Source organism: Clostridium sp. ATCC BAA-442, from assembly GCF_964239415.1.
Lineage (GTDB): Bacteria > Bacillota > Clostridia > Oscillospirales > Oscillospiraceae > Flavonifractor > Flavonifractor plautii.
Genome location: NZ_CAXSQB010000079.1, coordinates 1 through 10852 on the forward strand (window position 1 = coordinate 1; position 10852 = coordinate 10852).

A 10852-nucleotide genomic window follows, 5' to 3' on the forward strand; every position below is an offset into this window, starting at 1 on the left:
CCCCCCCCCCCCCCCCCCGCCGGAACCGCCCACGCTTCAGTTGATTTTCAGGAGGAATTGACTTGATCAACACCAACGAAATTTTGGATACCATACATATGATCGACCAGCAGCATCTGGACGTGCGTACCATTACCATGGGCATCTCCCTGCTGGACTGCGCCGATCCCGATCCAAAGGCCGCCTGTCAGAAGATCTATGACAAGATCACCCGCCGGGCCGAGCACCTGGTGGCCACCGGCGAGGCCATTGAGCGGGAGTTCGGCATCCCCATTGTCAACAAACGCATCTCCGTCACCCCCATGGCTCTTGTGGCCGGGGCGTCGGAGACGGGCAGCTACGTCCCCTTCGCCGTGGCCATGGACAACGCCGCCAAGTCCACCGGGGTCAACTTCATCGGCGGCTTCTCCGCCCTGGTGCAGAAGGGGGCCACCCAGGCCGACAAGAAGCTCATCGCCTCTATCCCCGAGGCGCTGGCCATCACCGACTTTGTCTGCTCCTCCGTCAACGTTGGCTCCACCCGGGCGGGGATCAACATGGACGCGGTGGCCGAGATGGGCCGCATCATCAAGGACACCGCCGAGCGCACCGCCGACCGGGGCGGCTTTGGCTGCGCCAAGCTGGTGGTATTCTGCAATGCGGTGGAGGATAACCCCTTCATGGCGGGCGCCTTCCACGGCGTGGGGGAGCCGGACTGCATCATCAATGTGGGCGTGTCCGGCCCCGGCGTGGTGCACCACGCCCTCAAGGACGTGAAGGGCCAGCCCTTCGACGTGGTGGCCGAGACCATCAAGAAGACCGCCTTCCGGGTGACCCGAATGGGCCAGCTAGTAGCCCAGGAGGCCAGCCGCCGGCTGGGCGTGCCCTTCGGCATCGTGGATCTCTCCCTGGCCCCCACCCCCGCCATCGGCGACAGCGTGGCCCGCATTCTGGAGGAGATGGGCCTGGAGACCTGCGGTACCCACGGCACCACCGCCGCCCTGGCCCTGCTCAACGACGCGGTGAAGAAAGGGGGCGTCATGGCCTCCTCCCACGTGGGCGGCCTGTCCGGCGCCTTCATCCCCGTCAGCGAGGACGAGGGCATGATCGCCGCCGCCCGCTCGGGCGCCCTCCACCTGGATAAGCTGGAGGCCATGACCTGTGTGTGCTCCGTTGGCTTGGACATGATCGCCGTCCCCGGCGACACCACCGCCGCCACCCTCTCCGCCATCATCGCCGACGAGGCCGCCATCGGCATGGTCAACTCCAAGACCACCGCCGTCCGCCTCATCCCTGCCCCCGGCAAGGTGGTGGGGGACACGGTGGAATTCGGCGGCCTGCTGGGCTCCGCCCCCGTCATGCCCGTCCACGCCGAGAGCAGTGACGCCTTTGTGGCCCGCGGCGGACGTATTCCGGCCCCCATGCAGAGTCTCAAGAACTGACGCGGCCGCCCAATCCCCGTTGTCCTTCTCCGCGGGCGCCCGGCCTGTGCGGGGCGCATTTTTTTGCTTCAAAATTTCCAAAATCCCCCTAGGAAAGCGGCCTGCTTTGGTGTATACTGGGAGCCAGGACAAGCCTTATTTTGAGGAGGGTCAATTTATGTTAGAGCTGATTACTTCCAACTGCACCCCGTTTCTGCCCGAGGACTGGCTGACCAGCCGGCTGGACGCGCTGGAGAGCGCCCGCGTCAAGCTGGAGGAGGGCAGCGGCCTGGGCGGCGCCTACACCGGCTGGGTTCACCTGCCCCGGGACTACGACAAGGAGGAGTTTGCCCGCATCCAGGCGGCGGCGGAGCGCATCCGCAGCGACTCCCAGGCCCTGGTGGTCATCGGCATCGGCGGCTCCTATCTGGGCGCCCGCGCGGTGGTGGAGCTGCTTCACTCCCCCAATTTCAACCTGACCCACAAGGGCGGACCCGACATCTACTTTGCCGGCAACGGCCTCTCCTCCGACGCCATGCTGGAGGTCATCGAGCTGGTGAAGGACAAGGACTTCTCCATCAATGTCATCTCCAAGTCGGGCACTACCACCGAGCCGGCAGTAGCCTTCCGCATCTTCAAGGCCCTGTTGGAGGAGAAGTACGGCAAGGAGGGGGCCCGCAGGCGCATCTACGCCACCACCGACGCCCACAAGGGGGCCCTGAAGGGCCTGGCCGACGCGGAGGGCTATGAGGAGTTTGTGGTGCCCGACGCGGTGGGCGGCCGCTATTCCGTCCTCACCGCCGTGGGCCTGCTGCCCATCGCCTGCGCCGGGGTGGATATCGCCGCCCTGATGGAGGGCGCCGCCCAGGCCATGGAGGCCCTCTCCACCCCCGGCGCGGACAATCCGGCCTGGCAGTACGCCGCCGCCCGGCACGCCCTGTACACCCTGGGCAAGAAGGTGGAGATCCTGGTGGGATACGAGCCCTCCTTCCGCTTCTTCGGCGAGTGGTGGAAGCAGCTCTTCGGCGAGACCGAGGGCAAGGACGGCAAGGCCCTCTTCCCCGCCAGCGTGGAGTTCACCGCCGATCTGCACTCCATGGGCCAATACATCCAGCAGGGTGAGCGCCTGATGCTGGAGACGGTGGTGCGCTTCGCCCGCAGCCGCGGCAGCGTCACCATTCCCCACGACCCGGACAATGTGGACGGGCTCAACTTCCTGGCGGGCAAGGATCTCTCCTTTGTGGCCGAACAGGCCATGCGGGGCACCCTGCTGGCCCACGTGGACGGCGGCGTGCCCAACCTGGTGGTCACCGCCCCGGCCCGGGACGCGCAGAGCGTGGGCTGGCTGATCTACTTCTTCGAGTACGCCTGCGGCCTGTCTGGCTATCTGCTGGAGATCAATCCCTTCGACCAGCCCGGCGTGGAAGCGTATAAGAACAACATGTACGCCCTCCTGGGCAAGCCCGGTTATGAGGACCGCAAGGCGGAGCTGGAGGCACGCCTGTAAGAACCCCCGTTAATTTTTGGTGAACTTCCGCAAATCAGTTGCAATCGGGCCGCAAAAATGGTAACATAATTGCACAAGGCCGGAGATACGCTCCGGCGGACAATGAAGGAGTGATAACTATGGTGAGAGTGATCATGGGTGTCAAGGGCACCGGCAAGACCAAGCAGATGATCGAGCTCATTAATTCCGCTGTCCACAGCGAGAACGGCAATGTGGTCTGCATCGAGCGGGGCCCCAAGCTGACCTATGACATTCATTATAAGATCCGTCTGGTGGAGGCCAGCCATTACGATATTAAGAGCTATGACTTCCTGAAGGGCTTTATCAGCGGCCTGTACGCGGGCAACTACGACATCACCCATGTCTTTATCGACAGCCTGACCAAGATTGTGGCCTCCGAGGCCACCGACCATGCGGTGGAGGAGTTCCTGGACTGGCTGAACAGCTTCTCCGAGAAGAACAATATTAAGTTCACCGTCACCATCAGCGCCGATGCCTCCCTGGCCACCGACGGCGTCAAGAAATACTTCTGATACGTGCCCTTTCAGCGGGGCCTGCTGGCGGCAGGCCCCGCTGCCTCGTTCTTCCCTCCTTCCGGCGTCAAATCGCTTGTACATCCGGCATACCGCCGCAGAACTTTGGATAATATACCGATTGCGTGGGATTACCTCCCATGATATACTCTTTGGCGAAATAAAGGAGGTGTGAATCATGATGATTGAAATGCAGTTTAACTCCATTGCCCAGCTCCAGCGGCTTCAGGAGATCGCCAGTTCCTGTGACGACGAGATCTTCCTGCACTCCTTGGACGACAGCGTCCGCGTGGATGCCAAGTCCTTCATCGGCCTGTTCACCCTGGACTTCACTCAGCCCGTCAAGGTGGTCACCGATTCCGACTATCTGGCCCGCAAGGTGGAGCATCTCAAGCATAAGATGGAGAAATAAAAACAGGCGTTGGCCGCTGGCCGACGCCTGTTTTGTTATGCAAAAGCATAGCAAAATTGGCCATGTGCCGCTTACAGCGGGACGGCCCATATGCGCAGAAACTTCATGCGCCTAAGCCTTTGCATAATTTCGTGGTGCGCCCTGTGCGCATAAAGTTTTATTTCCTGATCCAGTCCGGGTGCGTTCATGCCTCCCGGCGGCGCAGGAGCGCCCGGAGCGCACAGAGCGCCGCGGCCGCCGCCAGAGCCAGCCACAGGAGCAGGAGGACGTTCTCATTGAAGTACCAGTTCTCCGCCCATCGGGTGAAATCCGGCCGGAACCAGAAGCCGTGGAGCCGCTCCACCGTCCCGCCGCCCAGCCGCACCAGCCGGTCGATCACCGGGTTGACCAGGGGGAGGAACACGCAGGCCGCCCCCAGGCAGGCCGTCCCCTTCCACCAGCGGCTGATGGGGGCGTACCGGCAGATGAGCACCCAGGCCCAGGGCAGGGTCAGGCCGAAGAGAACCGCCGGCAGGGTAGGAATGGGGAACCAATCTGCGCCGTCATAGGCACAACTGACCCAGAGCAGGGCGCACAGCAGCAGGGTCTCCGTCCCCAGGTAGAGCACAGCCTTGTGCTCCCCCAGGGGGCGGGGCAGCTCCCGCAGGGCGCCGGGCAGGAAGGCCGCCCCCAGCCCCAGCAGCACCCCCGCCGAGGCCAGCAGGAACCAGTCTCCCCCGCTGAACAGGCAGGCGGCCAGCAGCAGCAGCTCCAGGGAGAGGGTGAAGCCCCCCAGCGTGATGACGCCCCGGTACTGCTTCACCAGGATGGGCAGGAGGGTGAGGCTGGCCCCCACCAGTTCCCCGGTGAGTACCAGCCAGAACCAGTCCAGGGTATGCCCCACCGCCAGATTGCAGATGAGGCAGATCAGGGCGGTGCCGCCGTAGAGGATGTACTGAATCCAGCGCAGGCGGCGCAGCAGGGACAGGTATTTTTTCGCCAGGGTCTCGGCGGTGCGGGCCTCCACGTCCTCGCTGGCGGTGAGCAGCTCGTGCTCCGACACCTGTAAAATGGCGCAGATATCCCGGATCAGGGTGATGTCCGGGTAGGACATACCCCTCTCCCACTTGCTGACCGCCGACTCGGTGACGAAGAGCCTGTCGGCGAATTCCCGCTGGGTGAGCCCTAGCTCCTTCCGGCGGCGGCAGATATACGCGCCGAAGGTCTTTTTGTTTTCCATGTTGAACCATCCTTTCGGCAGGGTGTGGTCTTGCAAGGCCGCTCTCACCATACGGCGAATGGCGGAAATTTGCAAGGCCCCGGCGGGATTTTCCCCCTCGACCGTTAGGAAAGTCCTGATTTTTCAAGGGGTTTCGGCCCTCCCGGCACGGCGGGCCGGATGTCCATGCCGTGGGCTAATCTCCCTCGGGCAGGGGCACCCGCCGGTGCTCCACCGGCCCCCAGGCGGGCAGGGGCAGGCCCTGCATGGCCCCGAACACCCGGCTCTTGAGGCCGGGATACTGCTTGTCCAGGGACTTGATCAGCTCCTTGACCTCCTGGCGCTTGGTATTGCCGTCCGCCGGGCAGGGGTTGAACACCACGGGCAGATGGTTGCGCTCGGCGGCGTTGCGGAGCATCCCCTCCCCACAGTAGAGCAGGGGGCGGATTTGGGTGATGCCGGTGCGGTCTAAATAGGTTACAGGCTGGAAGCAGGACAGCCGCCCCTCATAGAACAGGGAGAGGAAGAAGGTCTCCACCGCGTCGTCGAAGTGGTGGCCCAGGGCGATCTTGGTGACGCCGTGCTCCTTCAGGGCGTTGTGGAGGGCGCCCCGGCGCATCTTGGCGCACATGGAGCAGGGGTTCTTCTCCTTGCGCAGATCAAAGATGATGTGGTGGATTTCGCTGTGGAGCAGCGTGAAGGGCACGTCCAGCTCCCGGCACAGTGCCTCCACCCCGGTGAAGTCCATCCCCTCTCCCCCGTCCACATGGCCCATATCCAGGGTGTAGGCCTCCACGGTAAAGGGCTTGGGGTAGAACTCCCGCAGCCTGGCCAGGGCCACCAGCAGGGTCAGGGAGTCTTTGCCCCCGGATACCCCCACCGCCACCCGATCCCCGGCCTGGATCATGTCGTAATCCTCCACACAGCGGCGGACATAGCTCAAAATCTTGTTCATAGGCACCTCAAAATTTAAAAATCGAAACGGAGTATTCAAGAGTATTTGCGAGATTTCACGCGTTTGAGTGAGCTTTCTTATTTCTAAATTAAAATTTTCAAAAAACGTGTTGACACCTTGGACCCACCGTATTATAATACAAAACGCTCCGGTCGTCCAGATTGGGGTTCTTATTCTGTTGAGACATTTTTGATCATAGAACGCGAAATTGGAGGTTTCACCATGTCCACTTTTATGGCCAACAAGGGGAACATCGTCCGCAAGTGGTATATCCTCGATGCGGCGGGCAAGCCCCTGGGCAAGACTGCCGCCGCCGCGGCCACCCTGCTGCGCGGCAAGCACAAGCCTGAGTTCACCCCCCACGCCGACTGCGGCGACTTCGTCGTGATCGTCAACGCCGAGAAGGCTGTTCTGACCGGCAAGAAGCTGGAGCAGAAGTACTACCGCCGCCACTCCGGCTGGATCGGCGGCCTCAAGGAGACCAAGTACCGCCTGCTGATGCAGCAGAAGCCCGAGCTGGCCATGCAGCTGGCCGTCCGCGGCATGCTGCCCCGCAACATCATCACCAAGGATTCTCTGTCCCGCCTGCACATCTACCGCGGCGCCGAGCATCCCCACACCGCCCAGAAGCCCGAAACCTGGGCCGCCATCTAAGCAGGAGGTACAAAGGAATGTATAAGAGCAAGAAGCCTTATCTGTATGGCACCGGCCGCCGCAAGTCCTCCGTGGCCCGGGTGCATCTGTTCCCCAACGGCACCGGCGCGATCACCATCAACGGCCGCGACATCGACGATTACTTCGGCCTGGAGACCCTGAAGCTACTGGTTCGCCAGCCCCTGGCCACTACCGACACCCTGGGCAAGGTGGACATCGTTGCCACCGTCACCGGCGGCGGCGTGACCGGCCAGGCCGGCGCCATCCGTCACGGTGTGGCCCGCGCTCTGTTGCAGGTCAACCCCGAGTTCCGCGCCGCCCTCAAGGCCGCCGGTTTCCTCACCCGCGATCCTCGCATGAAGGAGCGTAAGAAGTACGGCCTGAAGGCCGCCCGCCGCGCTCCCCAGTTCTCCAAGCGCTAATTTTTCGCCTGACCTTTTAAAATGCCGCCCATATGGGCGGCATTTTACTTGCGCTTTCAGGGCTCTGCGGCGGTATGGGCGCCGCTTGCTTCTGCGGGTATGGGCGGATGACTCCGGCTCGGATATTGCAGGAAGGAGAGCCTGCGGCACAGAAATCGGGAGATTCCTCCCACAGTCAGGGCACAAACTATTGTCCCCTCCCGCAGGCCGCAGATGGCCCCCAGGCTGAGATAGGAGAGCAGGGCGGCTGCCGACACCATAGCCAGATCATAGCCGGTCTTGGTCTTCCCAAAATCCCAGCCGAATACCTGGCTGGCGGTTCGGACAAACCCCTCACATGGCAGGATCAGCACATTGGGAAGCACCTCCAGCGCAACCCCCAGCCCCAGGGAGAGACAGCCCAGCAGGAGCACCACCCACCTGGCCCCATAGGACTCCGGCACCAGCGGGGCCAACAGCTCTGTCCACAGGTCGATGCAGACCGAGAAGAGGAGCGTGGCCGGAATCTGGAGGAGCTGTATGGACTGAAACCTGTGCCGGAGCAACAGCACCTGGCCGACCAGCATGGTGCAGTTCACCAGGAAGGTAAACACCCCCAGCGAGAGCCCTGGAAAGACAAACGTGAGGACATAGGAGAGGCTGGACACCGCCGAGGTGCCCATACCGGCTAAGGTAATCAGGGCGATTCCCAGGGCGGCGCAGAGAACTCCGCGGAAGAACAGAATATAGCGGCGCAGCAGGCTGGGCTGTCTCATAAGCCTACCCCTCCTTTTATAAAAAATATTTTTTAGATATAATAATATTTTAGCATTTTTTAAAATTACGTTCAATTGTCGGCCTGCCCAAAAAACCACCCCCATTTTTGACATCCGGCGCCGCTGATACAAATGTTCTTTGACATGCCTTATACAATCCGCTATGCAGTGTAGAGACCGTGTAAAGAAACGCCCGACCTCCGGTATCCAAAGGGTTTTCCACATTATCCACATGGTTATCCACATCAGTTAACACCCTGTGGATAACGCCAATATGCAAAATTCAGTTGACATAAGACAAGTCAAGCAAAAAATCCACGGCGGATTCTACAAACTTTTTTGTTCTCCGTTTTTCTTCCAATTGTGGTACAATAACGTCAGGTGTCCCGAACATATCATGAGCCGCCGCTCAGTCATGAGGTGAAAGCATGTCCGAACCCATTGCCGCCATTGCCACACCCCCGGTTCCCAGCGCCATTGGCATTCTGCGCGTCAGCGGAGAGGGCGCTATCGAGGCCGCGTCCGCCGTGTTCCGCGCCGCCAGCGGGCGTCCCCTGGCCGCCTGCGAGAGTCGCAGGCTGGTCTACGGCACCCTGCTGGGCCCCGACGGTGCCCCCATCGACCAGGTGCTGGCCACCATCTCCCGTGCCCCCCACAGCTACACCGGCGAGGATACGGCGGAGCTGCAGTGCCACGGCTCTCCCGCAGTGCTGGCGATGGCGCTGGAGGCCCTGTTTGCCCAGGGCGTCCGGCAGGCCGGGCCGGGGGAGTTCACCAAGCGGGCCTTCCTCAACGGAAAACTGGATCTGACCCAGGCGGAGGCGGTGGCGGATCTCCTCGAGGCGGAGACCCCCGCCGCCGTGCGGCAGGCCGCCGGACAGCTCTCCGGCGCGCTGAGCCGCCGGGTGGCCGCCCTCTACGACGGTCTGGTGGATCTCATGGCCCACTTTCACGCCGTGCTGGACTATCCGGACGAGGACATCGACCCCTTCCGGGCCGACACCATCCGGGAGGGCCTGGACGCCGCCCATACGGGCCTGGAAGCCCTTCTGCGCACCTATGACCGGGGACGGTATATCGCCGGCGGCGTGCCCTGCGTGCTGATAGGACGGCCCAACGCGGGCAAGTCCTCCCTGCTCAACGCCCTGGTGGGCTATGACCGGGCCATTGTCACCGACGTACCCGGCACCACCCGGGACACGGTGGAGGCCCGGTGCCGGCTGGGCGGCGTTGTGCTGCGGCTCATCGACACCGCCGGCCTGCGGGAGACCGACGACGCCGTGGAGCGCATCGGCGTGGAACGCAGCCGGGCCGCCCTGGCTGGGGCCGCCCTGGCCCTGCTAGTGCTGGACGGCTCCGCCTCCCTCACCCCCGAGGATGAGGCCGCCATGGCCCAAGCCGCCCGCGCCCCCCGGGTCATCTGCCTGATCAACAAGTCCGACCGCCCCCTGGCTTTCGCGCCGGAGGAGCTGCGGAGCCGCTTTCCCCATCTGTGTGTGGTCAGCGCCGCCACCGGCGCAGGGCTGGATGCGCTGGGGGAGACCGTCGCCGCCCTCTTCCCCGCTGGAGGCGCGGAGAGCGCCGGAGAGCTGCTCACCAATGCCCGGCAGGCCGATGCCGCCCGGCGGGCGCTGGAGGCCGTTACGCGGGCCTCTGAGAGCCTGGAGGCCGGTATCACCCCCGATGCCCTCCTCACCGACGCGGAGGAGGCCCTCGCCGCCTTGGGAGAGCTCACCGGGGCCAGCGTGCGGGAGGACGTGACCGCCCGCATCTTTGAGCGCTTCTGCGTGGGAAAATAGGACGCATGGCCCGCCGCCCGCCGGGGCATCCTATCGGGTGAAAGGAGCGATGCACATGGAGGTCTCCATCGAGCGCAGCGACTGTATCAGCTGCGGGCTGTGTGTCTCCACCTGCCCCGACGTGTTCCGGATCGCGGAGGACGGGTTGGCGGAGGTCTACCGCCAGCCCGGCCCGGCGCACCTGCCCGCTGTGAAATCCGCCGCCGAGGGCTGCCCGGTCAGCATCATCTATCTGGAGGAGTGACGGGTCAAGCACGACAAGGGGCCCCCGCCCACCCCCCCCCCCCCCTTGCGGTTCCTTCGGTTGTCACGCCTCACACCCTCCGCCACGGCGCACTGCTCACCGCTCCGCAAAAAACACCTTGCGCCTTCGGCGCAACTTCCATAAGGAAGTTGACACCCGCTGAAAAAAGTTGCTTTCCGGTGGGTGCCGCTTTATAATTGTCTCACCGGCAAATCAAAATTTGGGGAGGAGAGGACTCAGCATGGAAAATGAAGTTATATTAGGAAATGTCATGGTTGATTGCGATGACGAAAAGAAATTGCAGAAATTTTATGGTGAGTTATTAGGTTGGGAAATGTGCGAATTATTTGCAAGACCTGCTGTACGCAGTTCTACGGGAATCGTTTTTCTGTTCATTGAAGAAGCTGAGTATATTTGCCCTGTATGGCCCGAAGAAACAGGGAAACAACAGAAACAGATACATTTTGATTTTCAAGTTGATAATGTTATGGAAATGGTTAAGAAAGCAGAGCGGTTGGGAGCAACAAAGTCAAAAGCACAATTTGGCGGAAGTGATTTTGTAACAATGTTTGACCCAGCAGGACATCCATTTTGCCTATGCCAAAAGTAACAAAGTACAGTTTATCGCTTCTCCCACGAATACTTTCCTTGAAAGTGTCATAGTGGGTTACACAGTATAAAAAGGACAAGGCAGACCGTTGCGGCCTGCCTTGTCCTTAACTTCTCTATAAATCCTTACACTTCGGCGCAACTGCTTTTTTGTCTGTGCAGCTCGCTGTGCGCCTGCTCCCGGGCGTTCAGCGCTTCGCTTTACTTGAGGTTGAAGAAAGCGTCCATACCCAGGTACTGCGCCACGTCGCCCTCGTCGTCGCAAAGTCCGCTCCCGTCGGGACGCCCTTGCCTGGGCATCCCTCCCTCCGCTCCCTTGCTCCTCCTCTCCCCAACCGACCCACTGCGTTGGGCTCGGTTGGGG

12 protein-coding genes are annotated in these 10852 nt (G+C 62.1%); 9 read left to right on the forward strand and 3 right to left on the reverse strand.

The window, feature by feature from the left end:
- Window positions 1-62 precede the first annotated feature (62 nt).
- The 4 genes from ACESY8_RS18855 (at window position 63) to ACESY8_RS18870 (ending at window position 3852) form a co-directional block, all read left to right on the forward strand.
- On the forward strand, window positions 63-1421 hold the full coding sequence (locus ACESY8_RS18855; protein ID WP_007494838.1) for a PFL family protein: 1359 nt from the start codon (window positions 63-65) through the stop codon (window positions 1419-1421).
- A 157-nt stretch (window positions 1422-1578) separates the two neighbouring features.
- The gene (locus tag ACESY8_RS18860; protein ID WP_054339100.1) at window positions 1579-2907 is read left to right on the forward strand and encodes a glucose-6-phosphate isomerase; all 1329 of its coding nucleotides are present in this window, start codon (window positions 1579-1581) and stop codon (window positions 2905-2907) included.
- A gap of 119 nt (window positions 2908-3026) precedes the next feature.
- Window positions 3027-3440 carry a P-loop NTPase family protein gene (locus ACESY8_RS18865; RefSeq protein WP_007494833.1) on the forward strand — a complete coding sequence of 138 codons (414 nt, stop codon included), beginning with the start codon at window positions 3027-3029 and terminating at the stop codon, window positions 3438-3440.
- Between the two features lie 178 nt (window positions 3441-3618).
- On the forward strand, window positions 3619-3852 hold the full coding sequence (locus ACESY8_RS18870; RefSeq protein ID WP_007494831.1) for a hypothetical protein: 234 nt from the start codon (window positions 3619-3621) through the stop codon (window positions 3850-3852).
- 184 nt (window positions 3853-4036) lie between these two features.
- Here the strand turns inward: ACESY8_RS18870 and ACESY8_RS18875 are convergent, their stop codons facing one another.
- The gene (locus ACESY8_RS18875; protein WP_083493491.1) at window positions 4037-5071 is read right to left on the reverse strand and encodes a helix-turn-helix domain-containing protein; all 1035 of its coding nucleotides are present in this window, start codon (window positions 5069-5071) and stop codon (window positions 4037-4039) included.
- Between the two features lie 175 nt (window positions 5072-5246).
- Window positions 5247-6005 (reverse strand): tRNA lysidine(34) synthetase, encoded by a 759-nt coding sequence (locus tag ACESY8_RS18880; protein ID WP_044941145.1) that lies wholly within the window; start codon window positions 6003-6005, stop codon window positions 5247-5249.
- A gap of 222 nt (window positions 6006-6227) precedes the next feature.
- On the opposite strand from ACESY8_RS18880, the gene rplM reads away from it, so the two are divergent.
- A complete protein-coding gene (rplM, locus tag ACESY8_RS18885; protein ID WP_007494823.1) occupies window positions 6228-6659 on the forward strand; it encodes a 50S ribosomal protein L13 in 432 nt (143 codons plus the stop codon).
- A gap of 17 nt (window positions 6660-6676) precedes the next feature.
- Complete coding sequence (gene rpsI / locus ACESY8_RS18890; protein WP_007494821.1) at window positions 6677-7081, forward strand: 30S ribosomal protein S9; 405 nt, start codon at window positions 6677-6679, stop codon at window positions 7079-7081.
- Window positions 7082-7137: 56 nt separating this feature from the next.
- On the opposite strand, the gene ACESY8_RS18895 is transcribed toward rpsI, so the two are convergent.
- Complete coding sequence (locus tag ACESY8_RS18895) at window positions 7138-7836, reverse strand: YczE/YyaS/YitT family protein (RefSeq protein WP_054339099.1); 699 nt, start codon at window positions 7834-7836, stop codon at window positions 7138-7140.
- Between the two features lie 428 nt (window positions 7837-8264).
- Between ACESY8_RS18895 and mnmE the strand changes: the two genes are divergently transcribed.
- The 3 genes from mnmE to ACESY8_RS18910 all read left to right on the forward strand — a co-directional run bounded on the left by mnmE (window position 8265) and on the right by ACESY8_RS18910 (window position 10489).
- On the forward strand, window positions 8265-9635 hold the full coding sequence (mnmE, locus tag ACESY8_RS18900) for a tRNA uridine-5-carboxymethylaminomethyl(34) synthesis GTPase MnmE (protein WP_054339098.1): 1371 nt from the start codon (window positions 8265-8267) through the stop codon (window positions 9633-9635).
- A gap of 55 nt (window positions 9636-9690) precedes the next feature.
- Entirely contained in the window at window positions 9691-9879 is a 189-nt protein-coding gene (locus tag ACESY8_RS18905) for a ferredoxin (RefSeq protein ID WP_009258113.1), read from the forward strand.
- Between the two features lie 241 nt (window positions 9880-10120).
- Window positions 10121-10489 (forward strand): VOC family protein, encoded by a 369-nt coding sequence (locus ACESY8_RS18910; protein WP_007494812.1) that lies wholly within the window; start codon window positions 10121-10123, stop codon window positions 10487-10489.
- The last annotated feature ends 363 nt before the right edge of the window (window positions 10490-10852 follow it).

Bases quoted from the DNA above. Each gene is read 5' to 3' on its own strand.
- ACESY8_RS18860 (WP_054339100.1), top strand. From the start codon at position 1,579: ATGTTAGAGCTGATTACTTCCAACTGCACCCCGTTTCTGCCCGAGGAC.
- ACESY8_RS18865 (WP_007494833.1), top strand. From the start codon at position 3,027: ATGGTGAGAGTGATCATGGGTGTCAAGGGCACCGGCAAGACCAAGCAG.
- ACESY8_RS18870 (WP_007494831.1), top strand. From the start codon at position 3,619: ATGATGATTGAAATGCAGTTTAACTCCATTGCCCAGCTCCAGCGGCTT.
- ACESY8_RS18875 (WP_083493491.1), bottom strand. From the start codon at position 5,071: ATGGAAAACAAAAAGACCTTCGGCGCGTATATCTGCCGCCGCCGGAAG.
- ACESY8_RS18880 (WP_044941145.1), bottom strand. From the start codon at position 6,005: ATGAACAAGATTTTGAGCTATGTCCGCCGCTGTGTGGAGGATTACGAC.
- rplM (WP_007494823.1), top strand. From the start codon at position 6,228: ATGTCCACTTTTATGGCCAACAAGGGGAACATCGTCCGCAAGTGGTAT.
- rpsI (WP_007494821.1), top strand. From the start codon at position 6,677: ATGTATAAGAGCAAGAAGCCTTATCTGTATGGCACCGGCCGCCGCAAG.
- ACESY8_RS18895 (WP_054339099.1), bottom strand. From the start codon at position 7,836: ATGAGACAGCCCAGCCTGCTGCGCCGCTATATTCTGTTCTTCCGCGGA.
- mnmE (WP_054339098.1), top strand. From the start codon at position 8,265: ATGTCCGAACCCATTGCCGCCATTGCCACACCCCCGGTTCCCAGCGCC.
- ACESY8_RS18905 (WP_009258113.1), top strand. From the start codon at position 9,691: ATGGAGGTCTCCATCGAGCGCAGCGACTGTATCAGCTGCGGGCTGTGT.
- ACESY8_RS18910 (WP_007494812.1), top strand. From the start codon at position 10,121: ATGGAAAATGAAGTTATATTAGGAAATGTCATGGTTGATTGCGATGAC.